Genomic DNA, 22,094 nt, shown 5'->3' with positions numbered 1-22,094 from the left:
ACTCCTTGATCTTTTGTGGTCAAGTTTTTAAGAGCACACGGTGGATGCCTTGGCATTAGGAGCCGAAGAAGGACGTAGGAATCTGCGATAAGCCTGGGGGAGTCGATAACCGGACTGTGATCCCAGGGTGTCCGAATGGGGAAACCCCGCCAGGGACGCGAGTTGCCTGGTGACCCGCATCTGAACACATAGGGTGCGTGGAGGGAACGCGGGGAAGTGAAACATCTCAGTACCCGCAGGAAGAGAAAACAATAGTGATTCCGTTAGTAGTGGCGAGCGAACGCGGATCAGGCTAAACCGTTCCATGTGTGATAGCCGGCGGGCGTTGCATGGTCGGGGTTGTGGGACTTTCCGTTCTGTCTCTGCCGGGACAGTGGGGTGAGAGCATGTGCATAGGTGAACGGTCTTGAAAGGCCGGCCAGAGAGGGTGTGAGCCCCGTAACCGAAATGTAGTGTGCCGCCTGGGAAGTATCCCAAGTAGCACGGGGCCCGAGAAATCCCGTGCGAATCTGTCAGGACCACCTGATAAGCCTAAATACTCCCTAATGACCGATAGCGGACCAGTACCGTGAGGGAAAGGTGAAAAGTACCCCGGGAGGGGAGTGAAACAGTACCTGAAACCGTGTGCTTACAATCCGTCGGAGCCTCCGCAGCTTGCTGTGTTGGGGTGACGGCGTGCCTTTTGAAGAATGAGCCTGCGAGTTAGTGTTACGTCGCGAGGTTAACCCGTGTGGGGAAGCCGTAGCGAAAGCGAGTCTGAACAGGGCGTTGCAGTGGCGTGATCTAGACCCGAAGCGAAGTGATCTACCCATGGCCAGGTTGAAGCGACGGTAAGACGTCGTGGAGGACCGAACCCACTTCAGTTGAAAATGGAGGGGATGAGCTGTGGGTAGGGGTGAAAGGCCAATCAAACTTCGTGATAGCTGGTTCTCCCCGAAATGCATTTAGGTGCAGCGTTGCGTGTTTCTTACCGGAGGTAGAGCTACTGGATGGCTAATGGGCCCTACAAGGTTACTGACGTCAGCCAAACTCCGAATGCCGGTAAGTGAGAGCGCAGCAGTGAGACTGTGGGGGATAAGCTTCATAGTCGAGAGGGAAACAGCCCAGACCACCAACTAAGGCCCCTAAGCGTGTGCTAAGTGGGAAAGGATGTGGAGTTGCGAAGACAACCAGGAGGTTGGCTTAGAAGCAGCCATCCTTAAAAGAGTGCGTAATAGCTCACTGGTCAAGTGATTCCGCGCCGACAATGTAGCGGGGCTCAAGTACACCGCCGAAGTTGTGGCATTCAGATATTAGCTAAGCCCTTGTGGTTCAGGCGTCTGGATGGGTAGGGGAGCGTCGTGTGGGCAGTGAAGTCGCGGTGTAAACCAGCGGTGGAGCCTACACGAGTGAGAATGCAGGCATGAGTAGCGAAAGACGGGTGAGAAACCCGTCCGCCGAATGATCAAGGGTTCCAGGGTCAAGCTAATCTGCCCTGGGTAAGTCGGGACCTAAGGCGAGGCCGACAGGCGTAGTCGATGGACAACGGGTTGATATTCCCGTACCGGCGAAAAACCGCCCATGCTGAACAGGGGATACTAACCGCCCGAGACCTGCCCGATCACCCTTGTGGTGTGAGGGTTTTGGTGGAGCGCGGGACCGAAACCTGGGAGGCAAGCGTATTAACAGGTGTGACGCAGGAAGGTAGCCGAGCCGGGCGATGGTTGTCCCGGTCTAAGGATGTAGGGCGAACGGTAGGCAAATCCGCCGTTCATGATGCCTGAGACCCGACGGGACCCCCGTATGGGGGGATTCGGTGATCCTATGCTGCCTAGAAAAGCATCGACGCGAGGTTTTAGCCGCCCGTACCCCAAACCGACACAGGTGATCAGGTAGAGAATACTAAGGCGATCGAGAGAATTATGGTTAAGGAACTCGGCAAAATGCCCCCGTAACTTCGGGAGAAGGGGGGCCCCCATCGTGATGGACACAAGCTGTCCGGAGCGTGCAGGGGCCGCAGAGACCAGGGGGAAGCGACTGTTTACTAAAAACACAGGTCCGTGCGAAGTCGCAAGACGATGTATACGGACTGACTCCTGCCCGGTGCTGGAAGGTTAAGAGGACCGGTTAGCCGCAAGGCGAAGCTGAGAATTTAAGCCCCAGTAAACGGCGGTGGTAACTATAACCATCCTAAGGTAGCGAAATTCCTTGTCGGGTAAGTTCCGACCTGCACGAATGGAGTAACGACTTCCCCGCTGTCTCAACCATAAACTCGGCGAAATTGCAGTACGAGTAAAGATGCTCGTTACGCGCAGCAGGACGGAAAGACCCCGAGACCTTTACTATAGTTTGGTATTGGTGTTCGGAGTGGCTTGTGTAGGATAGGTGGGAGACGTTGAAGCCCGGACGCCAGTTCGGGTGGAGTCATCGTTGAAATACCACTCTGGTCACTTTGGACATCTAACTTCGGCCCGTAATCCGGGTCAGGGACAGTGCCTGATGGGTAGTTTAACTGGGGCGGTTGCCTCCTAAAAAGTAACGGAGGCGCCCAAAGGTTCCCTCAGCCTGGTTGGCAATCAGGTGTCGAGTGTAAGTGCACAAGGGAGCTTGACTGTGAGAGAGACATCTCGAGCAGGGACGAAAGTCGGGACTAGTGATCCGGCGGTACATTGTGGAATGGCCGTCGCTCAACGGATAAAAGGTACCTCGGGGATAACAGGCTGATCTTGCCCAAGAGTCCATATCGACGGCATGGTTTGGCACCTCGATGTCGGCTCGTCGCATCCTGGGGCTGGAGTAGGTCCCAAGGGTTGGGCTGTTCGCCCATTAAAGCGGTACGCGAGCTGGGTTTAGAACGTCGTGAGACAGTTCGGTCCCTATCCGCTGCGCGCGCAGGAAATTTGAGAAGGGCTGTCCTTAGTACGAGAGGACCGGGACGGACGAACCTCTGGTGTGTCAGTTGTACTGCCAAGTGCACCGCTGATTAGCTACGTTCGGATGGGATAACCGCTGAAAGCATCTAAGCGGGAAGCTCGCTTCGAGATGAGATTTCCATACACCTTGTGTGTGAGAGGCCCCCAGCCAGACCACTGGGTTGATAGGCCGGATGTGGAAGCGAGGACTAACGACTCGTGAAGCTGACCGGTACTAATAGGCCGATAACTTACACCACACACCCACCCCGCGAACCAACATCAAAAGGGGTTCGCACCCATGGGGAGGGTACAAAGAAACAAGACTGCTTGCGTCCACTATGTGGTTCCCAAACAACAAACCCGCCACGGGCACGTTGATCCAGGGAACCAAAACTGAATAACAACACCACACTGCCCCCAGGGGCAGGGAGTTGTAACCACACAGATTTCCCACCCAGGGGTCCTTCACAGGCCCGGGGTGTGGAGCAAGGGTTACGGCGGTCATAGCGTGGGGGAAACGCCCGGTCCCATTCCGAACCCGGAAGCTAAGACCCACAGCGCCGATGGTACTGCACCCGGGAGGGTGTGGGAGAGTAGGTCACCGCCGGACAACCATTAGGTCGAGAGCCTCCAACCACCAGGTTGGAGGCTCTCCCCCTTTAACCCCAAAACCACCCACCCGCCGTTCCGCCGCGTTGCTGCTGTGGGCCGGCGCAGTCCCCCGCGGGATCGGGGCTTCCGCTGACGGCTGAAAAAGGGCCTCCTAAGCCCCCGAAACCCGGATTTTTTCCCAAAAAACGGCGAAAACACGCGGAATTTGCCGCCTCAACGCCGCCAAGCTGGTAAGTTTTCGAAGAGTGGCTTGCACGCATGCCGCGTGCAGGCTTCAGAAATTAGAACCGTCCAGGAGGACATAAATGGCTAAGAACCGTAGTGAACTTGTTGCAGAGGTAGCTGGCAAGGCCGGCACCAGCCAGGCAGCCGTCAACTCCGTGCTCGATGCACTGTTCGAGGTTTTCGAGACCTCTGTCGCCGCGGGCGAAAAGATCACCATCCCGGGCTGGCTCGCCGTCGAGCGCACCGACCGCGCCGCCCGCACCGGCCGCAACCCGCAGACCGGCGAGACCATCCAGATTGCCGCTGGCCACAGCGTCAAGCTGACCGCCGGCTCCAAGCTGAAGGCTGCAGTCGCCAAGAAGAAGTAGTCTTCTTCTCACGCTTGAAAGGAGCGGCAACCCGTTGGGTTGCCGCTCCTTTGCGTTAAGCGCCACCGGGCGGATTCGGCACGCAGGCGGCCGTAGCGGACAATGGAGTTGTGCCTTCAGCAGCAAAACCCCGAACCCCAGCAGCGCCCACCTCAACGGGGGGAGCGCTTGGCGCCGGTACCGGAACGCCGGGGATCTCCCGTCCCTGGCAGTTGGCCGGGCTGGCTGCGTTGTTCCTGGGGCTGGTGGCTGCGATGCTCTTCTCCGGGGCGGCAGGGGCCCGCGCAGTCTCGGACCCGGGAGCCCTGGTCCGCTGGGGGCTTCCAATCAGCAAGGCCCTCCACAACGTCTCCCTCGCCACCGTGATCGGCGGCCTCATTTTCGCCGTCGGAATCCTGCCCCGGAACCTCTCCGGCCGCCGGTCCAAGGACAACGACGCCCCGGAGCATCCCGCGTTCACCCGCGCACTGGCCGTCGCCGCCGTCGCGGGCGTCACCTGGACGCTTTCTGCCGTTGCGGTGCTGGTGCTGAGCTACTCCGATATCGCGGGGCAAGCGGTTTCCGGGGACCCGGAATTCACCAAGTCCCTGGTCTACTTCATGACCGACATCGACACCGGCCGGGCGTGGCTGGCGGTGGTCATCATCGCCGCGGTTGCCACCACCGCCCTGTTCGGCGTCCGGTCGAGGGGAGCGCTGGCCCTCACCCTGGTCCTAGCCCTGGTGGGACTGGTGCCGGCGGCGCTGATCGGCCACTCGGCCAGCTCGAACGACCACGAAGGCGCCATCAACTCCCTGGGCCTACACCTCGTGGGTGTCTCGGCCTGGGTGGGAGGCGTGGTCGTCCTCGCCCTCCTCTCCGGCGTCCTGGCCGCAGCGCCGGCCCCCGGGGCCAAGGGCGCCCCGGACATTACCGAGCCCACCCTCCGCAGGTTCTCGTCCCTGGCCGGCTTCGCCTTCGCCTTGGTCTTCGCCTCCGGCGTGATCAACGCCAGCATCAGGGTCTCCAGCTGGCCCGACCTTTTCGGGTCCGCGTACGGCCAGCTCATCCTGGCCAAGACGGCAGCGGCACTGATCCTCGGCGGCATCGGCCTGATGCACCGGCGGTGGGTGATCCCGCAGCTGGGCGCCAAGGGGGCCGGCCTGTCCGCCCGCCGGGTGCTCTGGCAGCTGGTACTCGTGGAGCTGCTGATCATGGGCGCGACGTCGGGAATCGCGGTCGCGCTGGGTCGCTCCGCGCCGCCGCAGCCCACCACGTTCGCCCCGGACGCGTCGCCGGCCTTCATCCTCTCCGGCTACGAACTGCCTCCGGAACTGACCCCGCAGCGCTGGCTCACGGAGTGGCGGCTCGACTGGCTCTGGGTCGCCGTCGCCGTCTTCGGCCTGGTGTCCTACTTCCTGGGCATCCGCAAGGTGCGTCGGCGCGGTGACTCCTGGTCCTGGTTCCGCACCGTCAACTGGGTGATCGGACTGGTGGTCCTCACCTACGTGACGTCCGGCCCGCCGTCGGTCTACGGCCGTGTGCTGTTCTCCGCGCACATGGTGGACCACATGGCGCTGACCATGGTGGCACCCATTTTCCTGGTCCTGGGCGCGCCCGTCACGCTCGCGCTGCGGGCGCTGGCCCCGCGGCAGGACAGCTCCCGAGGGCCCCGGGAATGGCTGCTGGTCTTTGTGCACTCCAAGTTCTCGCAACTCGTCACGCACCCGCTGTTTGCCGCCGCGAACTTTGCCGGCTCCATTGTGCTGTTCTACTACTCGGACGCCTTCGGCTACGCCATGCGCGACCACGTGGGACACGAGCTGATGAACCTGCACTTCGCCCTGACCGGCTACATCTTTGTGCTGACGATGATCGGCACCGACCCGTTGCCCCGACGGGCCCCGTACCCGATGCGGCTACTGCTTCTGCTGGCCACCATGGGCTTCCACGCCTTCTTCGGTGTCGCCATCATGGGCGGCACCGGGCTGCTGGCCGCCGACTACTTCGGCAATCTGGGCCGGACCTGGGGTCCCTCGGCCCTGCTGGACCAGCAGATGGGCGGCGCGGTGGCCTGGGGGATCGGCGAAGTGCCCACCCTGCTGGTGGCGATCGGCGTCGCCGTCATGTGGTCCCGCTCCGACGAGCGCGAGTCCAAACGCACCGACCGGGCGGCGGACAGGAATAACGACGCCGATCTCACCGCTTATAACGATATGTTTGCCCAGCTCGCACAACGCGACGCGAAGCTGGCAGAACGCAATTCAAAGCTGGAAGGACGCTGATGAGCGAAACCGTACGCACCCACCACCGGGTCCGGGCCTCCGAACTCGTAGGCCGGGGCTGGCTGAACACCGGCGGCAAATCCCTGGACCTCGAATCCCTCCGCGGCAAGATCGTGCTGCTGGATTTCTGGACCTTCTGCTGCATCAACTGCCTTCACGTCCTGGACGAACTGCGCCCGCTGGAGCAGCAGTACTCCGACGTCCTGGTGACGGTCGGCGTGCACTCGCCCAAATTCGAACACGAAGCGGATCCGGTCGCCCTGGCCGCCGCCGTCGAACGGTACGAGATCCACCACCCGGTGCTGGACGACCCGGAACTGGATACCTGGAAGGCTTACACCGCCCGCGCGTGGCCGACCCTGGTGGTCATCGACCCCGAGGGCTATATCGTCGCGCACCTCTCCGGCGAAGGCCACGCGGACGGCCTGGCCGTGCTTATCCCCGAGCTGATCGCCGAGCACGAGGCGAAGGGCACCCTGCACCGCGGCGACGGTCCCTACGTGGCCCCGGAGCCGACGTCGGGAACGCTGCGGTTCCCGGGCAAGGCCCTGTACCTTCCGGCCGGCCGCGGCGGCTCCGCCGCTGCCGGAAACCCCGGCACGGATTCCGCCGCCGGCTCCTGGCTGGTCACCGACACCGGCCACCACCGCCTGGTGGAGCTCTCCACCGACTTCGAAACGGTGCTGGGCACCTACGGGTCGGGGGAGAAGGGCTACGCCGACGGCGGCGCCGCGGACGCCCGCTTCAACGAGCCGCAGGGCCTGGTGCTGCTGCCGGCGGACGTGGCCGCGAAGGCGGGTTACGACGTCGTGATTGCCGATTCGGTCAACCACCGGCTCCGCGGGCTCTCCCTCGCGGACGGCACCGCCACCACCCTGGCCGGCAACGGGGTACAGCGGCTGCTCGAGACCGGCCCGGCCCGCGTGGACGAAGAGGGCGCTGCCTACGGTGCCCGGCTCGAAGCGGATCCGCTGCAGGTCTCGCTGAGCTCGCCCTGGGACGTTGTCTGGTCCAGCAAGCTCAACGCCGTCGTGGTGGCGATGGCCGGCGTGCACCAGATCTTCAGCTTCGACCCGGTCACCGGCGGCGTGTCCATCATCGCAGGCAACGGCCTGGAAGGGCTGCTCGACGGCCCGGCCGCGGAAGCCTGGTTCGCCCAGTCCTCCGGCCTCGCCGAAGACGCGGACGGGAACATCTGGGTCGCGGACTCGGAGACCTCGGCGCTGCGCAAGCTCGTTATCGGCGACGACGGTGCCATCACGGTCGAGTCCGCCGTCGGCAAGGGCCTGTTCGACTTCGGCTTCCGCGACGGCCCGGCCGCCGAGGCGCGGCTCCAGCACCCGCTGGGCGTGACGGTGCTGCCCGACGGCTCGGTTGCGATCGCGGACACCTACAACGGCGCCGTCCGCCGCTACGACCCCGCCTCCGGCACGGTGTCTACGCTCGCGCGCGGGCTCTCCGAACCTTCGGACGTCATCGTGGACCACACCCAGGTGGCCGGCTCCGAGCCGCTGCTGGTGGTGGTCGAAGCGAACAAGCACCAGCTCGTCTACGTGCCCATCCCCAAGGAGGCCCAGCAGGTGGACGAGGGGGCGGCACAGACCCACCGGCCCAAGAGCCCCGTCGCCCCCGGGCTGATGTCCCTGACGGTCCGGTTCACCGCCCCGACCGGGCAGAAGCTGGACGACCGCTGGGGCGATCCGACGCAGCTGAAGATCTCGTCCACGCCGCCGGAGCTGCTGGTCGCGGGCGGCGGGACCTCCGTGGGCCTGCTCCGCACCCTGGAGCTCGCCTCCGATGTGCCCGAGGGCGTGCTGCACATTACCGCCCGCGCTGCGGCCTGCGACGGCCCCGAAACCGAAGACGGCGAGATCCCGGACCACGCGGCGTGCCACCTGTACCAGCAGGACTGGGGAATTCCGGTGGTGCTGCAGGCCGACGGTGACACCGAGCTGGTTTTGGATCTGCGCGGCATGGACTGAAGCGCCCGCCTGGCGCCAAGAGGCTGCCGTCCGCGACCTGCGTGTCACGGGCGGCAGCCTCTTGGCGTTCTTGGGGCACCCGCGCTGTCCGGCCTGGGAATCGACGACGCCGGACTGCGGCGGGCGGTCAGGGCAGGCGTCCGACGGCCGGCGTGGTGGGCCGGTGCCGCAGCAGTCCTAGCTGCTCAGCTGCGGGGTGAGCTTGACCGAGTCGCCGGCGATGTCCAGCCGGGTGGTGAAGCTGAAATCATGGACCGTGTTGAGCTCCGTGACCGCGCCGGTGAAGAGGTCCACCTGCCGTGCCTTGATCCTGGCCTTGCCGTCCAGCGGTGCGACCACCCAGCGGCCGCCGAAGGGCTCGATGCTGACGGCAGGGTAATCGGTGATGCTCCAGTCGATTGTCCCGTCCACCACCCGGTTGTTGGTGGCGTGGTAGAACGGGCAGTCCGGCTGAAGCCGCTGCTGTTTGTCGGCCTGCGCCGCGCAGGTGTCCAGGAACTCCTTGACCTTGGCGGTGACGGCGTCCTTGAGCCCGTCGGTGGCCTGGGTGAGCAGGTTCAGCGGCGCCGAGGGCATGTCCCGGCTGGAAACTGTTGCCCGGGTCGCGGGGGCGGCGAAGTACTTGCCGTTCAGGGACGCCTCGTACTCGCCGGGGTAGAACACGGCAAAGGAATTGCGGCCGTTGGGCATGTTCACCGCAACGCCGTTGAGGGAGGCCTGATTCGAGTTCACGACGGTGACGTCCAACACCGGGAGCGCGGCCGGAACGAAAGACCAGTCGTGGAAAAAGAGCCACTGCGTGCCGGACCGCTGGAGCAGGAACTCGGTGTGCAGCCGGCTCCCGCCGAGGGTGTAATCAATCGGAACCATAACCTGGTTGCCGCCCCGGTCCTCCGCGTTACCGAATTTCACATCCGAAATCCCCGCGGCCGCAGTCTTCAGGGCCTCCCCGTCCAGCATGGCGGGGTTGCCTTGCGGCACGGAGGCTTTCAGCAGGCCGAGGGCTTTCTCGCCTTCGCCCTTCTGCAGCGCGTCCAGATATTCGCGCACGGGCTGCTGGGGGCTGGCAATCGAATTGTTCACCAGATTGATGGCGACGACGGCGCCGGCCACGGCGAGCATCAGGCCCAACAGCCACACGGCTGCAATCCTGACCAACGCCTGACTCATCTGCACGTACCTTACGTTACCTGCACGCCCGCTGAATACCGGTCTTCAGGGCGCCCGCTGTGACGTGGACCATCACCGGCGGACGGACAGGCGGGTGTGCGGGCGGCGGTGCGGCTAGCGCCTGCGCCGCCGGGAAGACGTTCCGAAGACGCCGCGGAGCAGCTCCCGGCCGATCTGGGTGCCCAGCGAACGGGCCATGCTCTTGAGCCCGCCGCCAAGCGCCCCGCCCAGCGCGCCGGCGAGGTCTCCGGCCATGCCGCCGCCGGTTTCCTGCGGCTGCGGGGCGCGCCGCTGCGGGGCACCGTCCGGTTCGGACGTCGGCGCTGAGCGGCTGCTCGGGCGGCCCAGGATCTCTTCCTCGATCCGGCGTGCGTCGGCGTCGACGGCGTCGGGGTCCAGGCCGGTTCCGGGTCCCGAACCTGTGGGGGAGCCGGCCGCCGGGCCGGTCGGTGCTGCCGCCCGGCCCGCAAGCTTTTCGTAGGCGGAGATGTTGTCCACGGCGGTGCCGTACTTGCCGAGCAGGGCTGAGCCGGCCACGGTGCTGGAAATCAGTGCATCATCGCTGGGACCCATGACGGACTCCGGGGCCCGCAGCCGGGTCAGCGCCACCGGGGTGGGTGCGCCCTTCTCGTTCATAACCGTGATGACGGCCTCGCCGATTCCGGCCGAAGTGAGAGTCTCTTCGAGGTCGTAGTCGCTGACCGGGAACGTCGACACCGTCGCCCTGAGCGCTTTGGCGTCCTCGGGGGTGAAAGCGCGCAGGGCATGCTGGACCCGGTTGGCCAACTGGCCCAGGACATCCGCGGGGACATCCTTGGGCGTCTGCGTCACGAAGAAGATCCCCACGCCCTTGGAACGAATCAGCCGGACCGTGGTGGTGATCGCGTCGAGGAAGGCCTTGGAGGCACCGTTGAACAGCAGGTGCGCCTCGTCGAGGAAAAACACGAGCTTCGGCTTGTCCAGATCCCCCGCTTCGGGAAGATCCTCGAACAGGTCAGCGAGCAGCCACATCAGGAAGGTGGAGAACAACATGGGCTTGGTCTGCAGGGTGGGCAACTCCAGGCAGGTCACGACGCCGCGCCCGTCAGGGGCGGTCCGCAGCAGTTCCGCGGTGTCGAACTCCGGCTCGCCAAAGAACTTCTCCATGCCCTGCGCCTCAAGCGTGATGAGTTCGCGGAGGATGACTCCGGCGGTCGACTTTGAGAGGCCGCCAAGGTTCTCCAGTTCGTCCTTGCCCTCCGCCGAGGTGAGGAACTGGATGACCGCGCGGAGATCCTTCAGGTCGATCAGTTCAAGATTGTTCTTGTCCGCGAAGTGGAATACCAGCTGCAGGCTGGACTCCTGGGTCTCGTTGAGCTCCATCACCCGGGACAGCAGGATGGGGCCGAACGAGGTAATTGTGGACCGGACCGGGATTCCGGCCCCGTCGCCGCCGAGGGCCAGGAACTCCACCGGGAACGTCTTCCCGGACCAGGCCTGGCCGATGCTGTCGGTGCGGGCCTTGAGTTTGTCCGAGCCGGGGGCGGCCGTGGCGAGGCCGGAAAGGTCGCCCTTGATGTCGGCGAGGAAGACCGGGACACCGGCGGTGGAGAGCTGCTCAGCCATCATGTGCAGGGTCACGGTCTTGCCGGTGCCGGTGGCGCCCGCCACCAGGCCGTGCCGGTTCATCATTGCCAGCGGCAGCCGGACGGGCGCGTCCTTGTGGAGTTCGCCGTCGACGATCGCGGCCCCCAGCTCGATCGTGGGCCCCTCCAGGGTGTAGCCCTTCTGGATGGTGGCGACTTTATCTGCAGTGGATTTGATGGCCATGCCGCTAGCTTAGCCGGGTCCGCCAGCGCGGACCCGGCATCGGCCAATGTTTTATTTCCGGCTAATTTGCGGCCTGACCGGCGCCGTTATTCGGCGAGGGCCTTGAGCACTTCCTTCGCCACGTCCTCGCTGGACTGCGGGTTCTGACCGGTGATGAGGTTCCCGTCGCGGACCACGTTGGAGCTCCAGGCGGCCCCGTTTTCGACGACCGAGCCCTTCTCCTTCAGCGCGTCCTCGACGAACCACGGGGTGTTCTCGCCGGTGCCGCCGCCGAGCTCCTCCTCGTTGGTGAACACGGTGAGGCGGCGCCCCGCGAAGGGGAAGGTTCCGGCGTCGTCGACGGCGCTCAGCAGGCCTGCGGGACCGTGGCAGAAGGGCGCGATGACCTTGCCGGCCGTGTTGGCCTCGACCAGCAGCCGGCCGAGATCCGGGTCCTCGAACAGGTCGGCCATCGGGCCGTGGCCGCCGGGCATCACGATCGCGTCGTATGCGGAAAGGTCGACGTCGGCCAGCACCAGTGGCGCGGAAAGCTCGCCGTCGATCCCGGCGATGTACTGGCGGAAGCCGTCGGCGCGGTCCTGGCCGCCGGCGGACTCGGCGGCGAGGCTGACCTCGTCGACGGTGGGCTTGGCGCCGCCGGGAGTTGCGATCCGGACGCTGTGGCCGGCGCCCTGCAGGGTCTGGTGCGAGACGACGAGCTCCTCGGCCCAGTAGCCGGTGGGGTGCTTGCTGCCGTCACGCATGGTGAGGGAATCGGCGGCGGATACGACCATCAGGATGTTAGCCATGTTGTGCTCCTGTTCTGCCGGCCAGAGGGCCGGCCAAGGGGGTGGGGGTGGTTGGTTTGTTAGCCTGCGGCTTCGAGCTCGGCAAAGGTGGCGTCATCGAGGACGACGCCGGCGGCGGCCAGGTTCTCTTCGAGGTGCTTGACCGACCCGGTGCCCGGGATCGGCATCATGACCGGGGAGCGGCGCAGCAGCCAGGCGAGGGCCACCTGGGAGGTGGTGGCGCCCAGCCTCGTGGCTGCCTCGTCCAGCGGGCCGCCCGGGCGGGCGAGTTCGCCGGCCGAGATGGGCGCCCACGGGATGAAGCCGATGCCGTGCTCTTCAGCGTAGTTAAGGACATCTTCGGAGCTGCGGTCCGTCAGGTTGTACCGGTTCTGCACCGTGGAGACAGTGAAGTACCGGCCGGCCTGCTCAAGCTCCGCCACGCTGACCTGGGACAGGCCAAGGGCCTTGACCTTGCCCTCCTTCTGCAGGTCGCGGAGCACGCTGAACTGCTCTTCCGGGTCGACCTTGGGGTCAATCCGGTGCAGCTGCAGCAGGTCCAGGGCCTCGACCTTGAGCTTGCGCAGGCTCAACTCCGTCTGCTGGCGCAGGTATTCGGCGCGGCCCAACGGCACCCATTCATCGGGGCCGGTGCGGGTGAATCCGACCTTGGTGGCAATTTTCAGGCCGTCCTTGTAGGGATGCAGGGCCTCAGCGAGGATCTCCTCGCTGATGTTTGGCCCGTACGAGTCTGCGGTGTCGATGAAGTCGACGCCCAGTTCGACGGCCCGCCGGACGACGGCGACGGCCGCGTCCCGGTCGGCCGGTTCGCCCCAGACGCCGTCGCCGACGATGCGCATGGCGCCGAAGCCCAGCCGGTGGACTGTCCCCAGGTCCTTCAAATCGATCGTTGCGGATGATTCCGGATGCTGCGAGTTGTCGTGGCTCATAAGGGCGGCAACCCACTAAGGGTGCTGAGTATTCCTGCCGGGCAGTCTTGCCGGTGATTCCGGCCGCGCAGAAATAAGCCGGGCCCCGGCGCCGTTGGCATCAGTGTGCGCCGGCCGGAGTCCGGCGCGGCAGACGAAATTTTCCAGACACCATGCTCCGCTACGAAAGGCCGGCTTTTCCGTGACTGTTCCGCTTTCCATCCTTGACCTCGCAATCATCGGCAAGGGCCAGACGGCGGCAGAAAGCTTCGCCGGAAGCGTGGCCATGGCGCAGCGCGCCGAGGAGCTGGGCTACCGCCGCATCTGGTACGCCGAGCACCACAACATGTCGTCCATCGCTTCCTCCGCCACGAGCGTGCTGATCGCCCACGTCGCGGCCCAAACCAAGAGCATCCGGCTCGGGGCCGGGGGCGTGATGCTGCCCAACCATGCGCCGCTGACCATCGCCGAGCAGTTCGGCACGCTTGAGACCCTGCACCCGGGGCGGATCGACCTGGGCCTGGGCCGCGCCCCCGGCAGTGACCAGAACACCATGCGGGCCCTGCGCCGGGATCCGATGAGCGCGGACAGCTTCCCGCAGGATGTCCTGGAACTGCAGGGCTACCTGACCGGCCCCACCCGAATTCCCGGCGTGGAGGCAACCCCCGGCAAGGGCACCAATATCCCGCTTTACATTCTGGGTTCATCATTGTTCGGGGCGAAGCTGGCCGCCCAGCTGGGCCTGCCCTACGCGTTCGCCTCGCACTTCGCGCCCAACGCCCTGCAGGACGCGGTGGCCCTCTACCGCCGCGAATTCCGGCCCTCCGAGCAGCTGGACGCCCCGCACGTGATCGCCGGTGTCAACGTGATCGCCGCGGATTCCGCCGCCGACGCCCAGGAGATGTTCCAGGCCACCAAGCGCGCCCGGGTGTCGCTGTTCTTCGGCAACGGTCGCGTCTTCAGCGATGACGAGGCGGACATGATCCTGGACTCGCCGCAGGGCCAGCACATGGCGCAGATGATGAAGTACTCCGCCGTGGGCACCCCGGGCGCCGTGCTGGACTACCTGGCGGAATTCACCGCACACGCCGACGCCGACGAGCTGATCGTCGCGCACCAGAGCGCCGGCGTCGAGGACAGGCTGCGTTCGGTGGAGCTCCTCGCGGAGGTCGCCGGGCTCGCCCGGGTCTGAGCCGGTCTGGCCCGGGATTGAACCGGGGCCACTCCGGGCCCAGCCGGCGGCCTGCTGCCCCCGGCGGCCTGCTTCCCACGGCGGCCTGAGGGCGGCTACTCGCAGCCGACCCCGTCGCCGTCGCCGTCGAATTTGCTGCTGAAACCGGGCTGCCCCTGCCGGATGGGGGCGGCGCCGGCAGCCCGGACCGCGGTGCAGTTGGCGTAATACACCGCAGCCGGTGCCGGCGCCTGCCGTGCCGGGAGCGTGGCCGGGGCTTTCCGCGCCGGCGGAGCCGCCGGTACCGGCGCCGGTGCGGCCGGCCGATGGCTGGCGGGGACCACGGCATCCGGGCAGTCGCCCAGGACCCGTGCCATGGCGTCGTGCTCAGCCGCGGTGACCCAGAGTGCGTAGCTGGCCTTGACCGAGATCTGGCGTGCCACGTAGGCGCAGCGGTAGGCCTTGTTGGGCGGCAGCCAGGTGGCGGCATCGCCGTCGCTCTTTCGCAGGTTCGCCGGGCCGTCCACCGCCAGGAGGTTGAGCGGATCGTTGGCGAAGGCGAGCCGCCGGGCTGGGCTCAGCCGTTGTGCGCCCTTCTGCCACGCGTCACTGAGTGCCACGACGTGGTCAATCTGGACGGCGCTGCTGGTACTCGCGCCGCGAACGAAGTTGATGAGCTTCCCGGTGTAGGGCTCCTTCAGGACGCCGGAGAGCACGACGCAGCCCCGGGTCCCGGGCTTGAGGGCAGCCGCCGTCACGTCGCGGCGCAGTACGTCGTTGCGGGTGTCGCAGCCGTTGCGGTCGACGTCGGCCCAGGCCGGGCCGAACTGGTCACGGGAGTAACCGGTCTTGGGCGCCCTGCCCTTGACCGGGAGGGTCGACAGCACCTCGAGGGCCTTGCCGGCGAAGGCCGGCTGCCGGCGCGCCGGTACCGTTGCCGGCGCCGTAGTTCGGGCGGGCGCAGTCGCAGCTTTGGCTGCCGCCGCGTTGGACGCGGCAGTGGGAGGTGCGGTGGCCGCACCGGCAGTGGCCGGGGACGACGTCGCCATTCCGGTGCCTGCCGGGACGGCGCAAGCGGTCGAAGCCGCCAGCAGCAGTCCGGCAACACCGCAGGCAATCCAGTCGACGGCGCCGCCGCGCGAGCCCTTCTTGCGCAATTCTTCCCCCGCTGCTTGCCTGGTTTCGGACCGTTTTTGGCCTTTCCCAGCTTAGGCCCGGCCGCTGCCCGGGCCGTCTTGCCACGCCGCCGGGGCCGGCGCCGGCGGCGGTTCTGCGCGGCCGGGCAGCGGTTGGGCGGCGGTCGGGCGGTAACTTCGCGGAGCACATTGGGGGCCTCCGGGCCGTAGAAATTTACGGCAAGGCCCGGCACACTGGGATTTGATCGTCTCGACGGTGTTGCCGTTGCGGGTGGCTGGCTCAGAGCCGCCCGGCTTAATCCCCATGCCCTGTACGGACTACTGCGGACCCGAGGATTTCCATGACACCTCATGCTGAGCGGAAAAGACCGGCCTTTCGACCTTCCCGGCGCGTCGTCCTGATGTCCGTCGCGGGTCTCGCGGCATTGGGCATCTGGCTCGGTTCGACGGTCGCGTTGCGCGGTGCCCCGCCGGGTCCGCTTCCGCACGCTGACGGCGTCATCAGCATCGAGACGGACAACCCGGTGAACAAGTTCGACGGACACCGTGCCATGGGGGTCGGCGTCGACGGCCTCGAAGAAAACGAAATCGACCGGGTCTGGTCGGCCCGGAATGTTGAAGCCATGAAGTCGGCTGGCTTCGGCCCGGTGAGCTACCGCCTGCGCACCGAGCTGGGTGTCAAGGCGTGGCACTGGAACCCCCGGGGGACCTGGAGCCAGCCGGACAAGCAACAGGGGTACTGGACGTCCTCCTCCGAACCCGTGGAGGACTACGGGGTGTCGTACGGTTACCGCCTTCCCCGGCGCGGCAACACCATCGATCAAGGCAAGAACAGCGGCCACTCGCGCCTCAACGACGGCGACGTCGAGTCGTTCTGGAAGAGCAACCCCTACCTGGATTCCCACTTCACCGGTGAACCTGACGGCCTCCATCCGCAGTGGATCATGGCCGAGTTCCCGCAGGCTCTGCCGGTGGACACCGTCCGCTTCGACTGGGGTACGCCGTACGCCACCCGCTTCAAGGTGCAGTACTGGAGCGGCCGGGACGCGCGCTTCCCCGTCGACAACGGCAACTGGCGGGATTTCCCGCAGGCCGCGCAGCAGGGGACCGGAGGATCCCAGACGGTGCGGATCGCGGCTAAACCGGTCAACGCCCAGTACGTGCGCATCCTCTTGACGGCGGACTCGAACACCGCCCCAGCCGGATCCCGCGACATCCGCGACCGGCTCGGGGTCGCCGTGCGCGAACTCTACATCGGGCAGCAGCAGGCCGGTGCGTTCCTCGACCACGTCCGGCACCGGAAGTCGCACCGGCAAACGGTCATGTGGACCTCGTCGACGGATCCGTGGCACACCAAGGATGACATCGACAAGGACTATGAGCACGCCAGCTTTGAGCGGCTTTTCGCCAGCGGTATTACCAAAGACGAGCCCATGATGGTCCCGGTTCCCGCCCTGTACGGAACGCCCGACGACGCCGCCGCCCTGGCCCGTTACCTCGGCAAACGCGGCTACCCGGTCCAACGGATAGAGATCGGCGAGGAACCTGACGGGCAGCTCGCCCAACCGGAGCATTACGGGGCCCTGTACGTCCAGATGGCCGCCGCCATGAAGGCCGTGAACCCCTCGCTGGAGTTCGGCGGCCCGGGTTACCAGACCACACTGCCGGACTGGGTGCACTGGCCGGACGACAAGGGGGTCCGGTCCTGGACCGGCCGCTTCGTCTCCTACCTGCGGCACCGCGGGGCGATGGCGGACTTCGATTTCTTTTCCTTCGAGTGGTACCCCTTTGACGACGTCTGCGCCAATCCCGCCGGGACCCTGCCCCAGAACCCGGAGCTGCTGAGGCAGCTCCTCAAACGTCAGGCGGACGCCGGCCTGCCGGCCGAGGTGCCCAAAGTCATCACCGAGTACGGCTATTCCTCGTTCGTTGGACAGGTGGAGCTGGAATTGCCCGGCGCCATGGTCAACGCGGAAACGGCCGCCATGTTCCTGGCGATGGGCGGAGAGAGCAGCTATTTCTACGGAATAGAGCCGAACTGGGTCTTCCAGGACGAGGTGGGCGAGAAATGCGACACCCGGGGCAACCTCATGATTTTCCAGTTCTACGACGAATGGAAAATCCGGCCCGTGGCCGGCTATCAGGCAGCCCGGCTGGTGAACCACACCTGGCTGGAGGCCGGCACCGGCAGCCACACGATGTACAAGACCACCAGCGATGTGCGCAACGCCAAGGGCCAGGAACTGGTGACCGCCTATACGCTCCGCCGCCCCGACGGCAAGCTCAGCGTGATCCTCTTCAACAAGGACCCTAAGCGGGCCATCACGGTCCGGCTGATGCAGGACGGCGGCGGTGAATCCCGGCCGGTCGAGGGCAAGCTTGAGCTGGACCAGTACTCCGCTGAGCAGTACAAGTGGAACCCGTCCCACGGCAGGGGCAACGGGGGACACCCGGACCCCAACGACCCGCCGGTGAGCACCACCATCGGCACGGACCGGCACGCGACCATCACCCTGCCGCCCTACAGCATCTCCGTGGCAACGGCCCCGGGCTGAGAGCCGGCCGAACCCGCCGTCCGCCGCGCCGGGCCGTTCACAGGCGGGGCCCGGTCTCAGGCGAGGAGCAGGGCCACGCCAATCATGGCGGGCACGGCGACCACCGTGGTGATCAACACGGTGTCCTTGGCGACGGTGAGTCCGGTCCGGTAGCGGTTGGCGACCACAAAGACGTTCTGCGCGGTGGGCAACGCGGCCGTGACGACCACGGCGAAAAGTGCCTGGTCCTGCAGGCCGAGCGCGATCCGGGCAAAGAGGTACGCCAGCGCCGGGTGGACGATGAGCTTAAAGGCGCAGGCCAGCAGGGTGTCGGTCCGGCGCTGGGCCGAGGCGTGCAACGGGCGGGAGCCGTTCAGGCTCATGCCAAAGGACAGCAGCATGGCCGGGATCGCTGCGCCGCCGATCAGGTGGATGGGCTGGAGCACCAATTCGGGAACCTGCCAGCCCGTCCCGGCCACCAGCAGGCCCAGCCCGGAACCCACAATCATGGGATTCCGAAGGATCATCAGGGCGAAACTGAGCGGTGTTGTCCGGTGGGCGGTGGTGGTGGCGTCCAGGACCATGAGGAACAACGGGGTGAAGAAGGCCAGCTGGAAGATCAGCAGGGGAGCCACATAGCTGGCGTCGCCCAGGACAAACACGGCGATCGGAATGCCCAGGTTCGCGGAGTTGGCCAGCGACGCGCTCATGGCGGACACCAGGGCTTCCGGCAGCGGGCGCTTGAGCAGGAGGCGCACCACCCCGAAGTAGATGGAAGCGGTGGCGATGGCACCCACCGCGGTCACCAGCAACGGTGCGGCGAAGACGTCACCTAGCCTGGCCTTGCTGAGGGTCTCGAACAGCAGGGCCGGACTCGCCACGAAGAACGTCAGCGCGCTGAGGACGGAGCGGGCGTTGTCGCCCAGGATGTTTCGCCGGCCGACGAACATGCCGACCAGGATGATGCACCAGACAACGAAAAAGCCGGCCAGGACGCCTAGCATGCGGCTGTCCGGGGCAGCGCGGACGGGGGAAGGATGACGGACACCGTCCCACAATAATCAGATTTTTCCGCTACTCCGTCAGGGCTGGCAACGGGACGACATGATTGCGCAGGCACGCCGGGGACGGCGCGGCCGGGAGGTGTTAGTTCAGGGTGGCGTTGTTCAGCGCGTGCGGCGGCCGGAGCAGGCCGGCCGTGTGGCCCTCTGCGGGGTCGCTCCCGATCTGGATTACCTTGTTGTCCTTGTCCACATGGACCACCTTGGGGGTGTAGGACTTGGCCTCTTCCGTGGTCATCTGGGCGTAGGTAATCAGGATGACGATGTCGTTTTCGTGCATCAGGTGGGCGGCGGCGCCGTTGATGCCAATGACGCCGGATCCGCGCTCGCCGGCGATGGTGTACGTCTCAAGCCGGGCGCCGTTCGTGACGTCGACGATCGCTACCAATTCACCGGGCAGGATGTCGGCGGCCTCGAGCAGGTCCAGGTCCACGGTGACCGAGCCGACATAGTGAAGGTCCGCGTGGGTGACCGTGGCGCGGTGGATTTTGGACTTGAACATTGTGCGATTCATAACGTCAACAGTCTAGCGCCGGCAACGGACCCGCGCTGTGAGCTAGGAAACAGCGGCGACGGCGGCCGGCACCGCCCGTTCCGCAGTGAGCGGCGCGGGTGACCCGCGGGGAGGGGGCGCCGGACTTCAGGCCGCGGGCGCAATGGACGCGGCGGTCTCGGCGAGGATTTCGCGGGCCGCGACGATGGCCGGGCGCTTCGCGCTGGAACGGCGCGCGGACGTGAAGACCGTGCGGTGGGGGTTGCCCGGGAGGTCGACCAGTTGCGCCGTGGTGCCCCGGCCGGTCCAGACCAGGTCCGGCATCAGCGCCACCGCGTTGCCCGATTCGATCAGCCGGATCTGCGCCTGCAGGTCGGCGGTCTCAAAGCGCACATCCGGCTCGAAGCCGGCGCTGCGGCAGGCCTGCTCTGCCCAGTGCCGGGAGGCTGCGCCTCGGGGCTCCATCACCCAGGCCAGCCCTGCGGTGTCGGCGAGGGACGTGACGGCAGGACGGTCCGGGGACGCGGGCGGGACAGCCAGGCGGATCGCATCGCCGGTGAGGCGGACCCGGTCCAGCTCGGCGTAGCGTGGTGCCGCGTGGCCGGGATACTGCTCCGCAATGACCAGGTCGAAGTCCCGCGCCCAGGTCTCATGGAGGGCCGTTTCAGGCTCCCGCTGGATCATCTCGATCCGGACCTCCGGGTAGCTGGAGGACATCCTGGTCAGGGCGTCGGGCATCAGGGCCAGCGCCGCGGACTGGAAAACCGCGATCCGTACCGTTCCGGTCACGGTGGTCATCGAGGCCGCGAGGTCGGCTTCCGCCTGCTCCAGGGTTTCCAGCAGCTGGGCGGTATGGGCCACCAACACTTCGGCCTGCGGTGTGAGCTGCACCCGGCGGCCCGTTTTCCGCAGGAGTTCGACGCCGGCCTCCTTTTCCAGCAGGGCCAGCTGCTGGGAAACAGATGAAGGGCTGTACTGCAGTGCCTCGGCGACCTCGGCGAGCGTGCCCCGGATTTTGAGTTCGCGCAACAGCCGCAACCGCCGGACGTCGAGCATCGCTGTTCCTTTGTGAATTCTAATGGTTATTGATTAGGAGAATTCACTTTATCTAATGCAATCCGGCTTGCATACTGTTGTCGTTAAGTAACCCCCATCACAGGGCGGATTGATGGGCACCACCCCGATGCAGGAGACCCTGATGAGTTCGAAAGACCTGACCCAGTCGATCATGCGGCGGAAGCCCATCGACGACATCGAAGAAGAAAATAAGCACAGCGGCCTGTTCAAGAGCCTCGGCCTCTGGCAGCTGACCGCCATCGGCGTCGGCGGCATTATCGGCGTCGGCATCTTTTCGCTGGCCGGGCTGGTGGCCCACGGAAGCGAGAGCGAGCCCGGCGTCGGCCCCGCCGTGCTGTTCTCCTTCCTGATCGCCGGTCTTGCCTCCGCGGCGGCCGCCCTGTCCTACGCAGAGTTCGCGGGCATGATTCCCCGGGCCGGCTCGGCCTACACCTACGGGTACGTGGCGCTGGGGGAGGTGATTGGCTGGTTCATCGGCTGGGACCTGCTGCTGGAATACATCGCCATTGTTGCCGTGGTGGCCATCGGCATTTCCGGGTACTTCGACGCGTTCCTTTCCGGCATCGGCGTCCACATGCCCGCCTGGATGACCTCGACGTTCGATGAAGGCAAGGGCGGTATCGTCAACATCCCCGCCATTGCCGTCTGCCTGCTCGTGACCTGGATCCTCTCCCGCGGCACCAAGACGTTCGGGCGCTTCGAACTCGTGGCTGTCGCCATCAAGGTCGTCCTGATCCTGTTCATCATCGGGCTGGGCATCTTCTACATCAACACCAACAACTACAACCCGTTTATGCCCAGCGGCTTCGGCCCGGTGCTGGCCGGCTCCGCGACCGTGTTCTTCGCCGTGTTCGGCTATGACGCGATGAGTACCGCGGCGGAGGAGGCCACGGATGGCAAGAAGCACATGCCGAAGGCGATCATCCTGTCCCTGATCGTGGCCATGCTCCTGTACGTCGCCGCGACCCTGGTGCTGACCGGCATGCAGAACTACCAGGACATCGATCCCAAGGCCGGCTTCGCGTCCGCCTTCAACGGGGTGGGCCTGCCGGTGATCGCCACAATCATCTCCGTCTTCGCCGTGCTGTCCATCCTGACGGTCATGCTGACCTTCCTGCTGGGTGTCACCCGGGTCTGGTTCTCAATGAGCCGCGACGGGCTGCTGCCGGGCTGGTTCGCCAAGACGGACCGCCACGGCACCCCGCAGCGCGTCACCTGGATCGCGGGCGTGGCCTCGGCGGTACTGGCCGGCATCTTCCCGATCAAGGCCGTCGCCGACCTGACGAACATCGGCATCCTGGCCGCGTTCGTCGTCGTCTGCCTCTCCGTGATCATCTTCCGCTACAAGAAGCCCGACGCGCCGCGCACCTTCCGGCTGCCGTTCATGCCGGTGGTTCCGCTCTTCGGCATGTTCGCGTCCGCGTTCCTGATGTTCCAGCTGCACTGGGAGACCTGGGTCCGCTTCGGCGTCTGGCTGGTCGTGGGGCTGGCCATCTACTTCGGCTACGGCCGCAAGCACTCGCTGATGAACCCGGATAGCCCACGGCACGAAGAGGCCGTGGAGCTGCACCGCCACGTCGGCTAACAGCCCACGCTCCCTCC

General features: G+C 65.9%; 14 protein-coding genes and 2 rRNA genes. 8 read left to right on the top strand and 8 right to left on the bottom strand.

Annotated features, from left to right (window positions below; all coding sequences use genetic code 11):
• Positions 1–17: 17 nt before the first annotated feature.
• The 5 genes from AC1MBE_RS08615 (at position 18) to AC1MBE_RS08595 (ending at position 8,345) form a co-directional block, all read left to right on the top strand.
• Positions 18–3,151: ribosomal RNA gene (locus AC1MBE_RS08615) — 23S ribosomal RNA — on the top strand.
• A 236-nt stretch (positions 3,152–3,387) separates the two neighbouring features.
• Positions 3,388–3,504, top strand: a 5S ribosomal RNA gene (gene rrf / locus AC1MBE_RS08610).
• Positions 3,505–3,811: 307 nt separating this feature from the next.
• Entirely contained in the window at positions 3,812–4,099 is a 288-nt protein-coding gene (locus AC1MBE_RS08605) for an HU family DNA-binding protein (RefSeq protein WP_011776355.1), read from the top strand.
• Positions 4,100–4,209: 110 nt separating this feature from the next.
• On the top strand, positions 4,210–6,363 hold the full coding sequence (locus AC1MBE_RS08600; protein ID WP_479782429.1) for a bifunctional copper resistance protein CopD/cytochrome c oxidase assembly protein: 2,154 nt from the start codon (positions 4,210–4,212) through the stop codon (positions 6,361–6,363).
• A complete protein-coding gene (locus AC1MBE_RS08595) occupies positions 6,363–8,345 on the top strand; it encodes an NHL domain-containing thioredoxin family protein (protein WP_479782427.1) in 1,983 nt (660 codons plus the stop codon). The genes AC1MBE_RS08600 and AC1MBE_RS08595 overlap by 1 nt, the downstream gene beginning before the upstream one ends.
• A 177-nt stretch (positions 8,346–8,522) precedes the next feature.
• On the opposite strand, the gene AC1MBE_RS08590 is transcribed toward AC1MBE_RS08595, so the two are convergent.
• From AC1MBE_RS08590 to AC1MBE_RS08575, 4 genes are all read right to left on the bottom strand, one after another.
• The gene (locus AC1MBE_RS08590; RefSeq protein ID WP_479782426.1) at positions 8,523–9,515 is read right to left on the bottom strand and encodes a hypothetical protein; all 993 of its coding nucleotides are present in this window, start codon (positions 9,513–9,515) and stop codon (positions 8,523–8,525) included.
• Between the two features lie 114 nt (positions 9,516–9,629).
• Entirely contained in the window at positions 9,630–11,324 is a 1,695-nt protein-coding gene (locus tag AC1MBE_RS08585) for a helicase HerA-like domain-containing protein (RefSeq protein ID WP_479782424.1), read from the bottom strand.
• An 86-nt stretch (positions 11,325–11,410) separates the two neighbouring features.
• Positions 11,411–12,112: a type 1 glutamine amidotransferase domain-containing protein gene (locus AC1MBE_RS08580; protein WP_479782422.1), complete on the bottom strand. Its 702-nt coding sequence runs from the start codon at positions 12,110–12,112 to the stop codon at positions 11,411–11,413.
• A 59-nt stretch (positions 12,113–12,171) separates the two neighbouring features.
• A complete protein-coding gene (locus AC1MBE_RS08575; RefSeq protein ID WP_479782420.1) occupies positions 12,172–13,041 on the bottom strand; it encodes an aldo/keto reductase in 870 nt (289 codons plus the stop codon).
• Positions 13,042–13,222: 181 nt separating this feature from the next.
• Between AC1MBE_RS08575 and AC1MBE_RS08570 the strand changes: the two genes are divergently transcribed.
• The gene (locus AC1MBE_RS08570; RefSeq protein ID WP_479782418.1) at positions 13,223–14,212 is read left to right on the top strand and encodes an LLM class flavin-dependent oxidoreductase; all 990 of its coding nucleotides are present in this window, start codon (positions 13,223–13,225) and stop codon (positions 14,210–14,212) included.
• A 95-nt stretch (positions 14,213–14,307) separates the two neighbouring features.
• Here AC1MBE_RS08570 and AC1MBE_RS08565 read toward each other — a convergent pair whose 3' ends face one another.
• Positions 14,308–15,348, bottom strand: coding sequence for a GmrSD restriction endonuclease domain-containing protein (locus AC1MBE_RS08565; RefSeq protein WP_479782416.1), 1,041 nt, complete (start codon positions 15,346–15,348; stop codon positions 14,308–14,310).
• 320 nt (positions 15,349–15,668) lie between these two features.
• Here AC1MBE_RS08565 and AC1MBE_RS08560 point away from each other — a divergent pair, with 320 nt between their 5' ends.
• Entirely contained in the window at positions 15,669–17,882 is a 2,214-nt protein-coding gene (locus AC1MBE_RS08560; RefSeq protein ID WP_479782414.1) for a discoidin domain-containing protein, read from the top strand.
• Positions 17,883–17,938: 56 nt separating this feature from the next.
• Here the strand turns inward: AC1MBE_RS08560 and AC1MBE_RS08555 are convergent, their stop codons facing one another.
• From AC1MBE_RS08555 to AC1MBE_RS08545, 3 genes are all read right to left on the bottom strand, one after another.
• Complete coding sequence (locus AC1MBE_RS08555; protein ID WP_479782412.1) at positions 17,939–18,865, bottom strand: AEC family transporter; 927 nt, start codon at positions 18,863–18,865, stop codon at positions 17,939–17,941.
• Positions 18,866–19,007: 142 nt separating this feature from the next.
• Positions 19,008–19,436 (bottom strand): aspartate 1-decarboxylase, encoded by a 429-nt coding sequence (gene panD / locus AC1MBE_RS08550; protein WP_479782410.1) that lies wholly within the window; start codon positions 19,434–19,436, stop codon positions 19,008–19,010.
• Positions 19,437–19,562: 126 nt separating this feature from the next.
• Positions 19,563–20,471, bottom strand: coding sequence for a LysR substrate-binding domain-containing protein (locus AC1MBE_RS08545; protein ID WP_479782408.1), 909 nt, complete (start codon positions 20,469–20,471; stop codon positions 19,563–19,565).
• A gap of 142 nt (positions 20,472–20,613) precedes the next feature.
• Here AC1MBE_RS08545 and AC1MBE_RS08540 point away from each other — a divergent pair, with 142 nt between their 5' ends.
• On the top strand, positions 20,614–22,077 hold the full coding sequence (locus AC1MBE_RS08540; RefSeq protein WP_479782406.1) for an amino acid permease: 1,464 nt from the start codon (positions 20,614–20,616) through the stop codon (positions 22,075–22,077).
• Positions 22,078–22,094: the final 17 nt, after the last annotated feature.

The sequence above is a fragment of the Arthrobacter sp. BG5 genome, from assembly GCF_056680155.1.
This window is presented reverse-complemented; position numbering and strand designations above follow the sequence as displayed.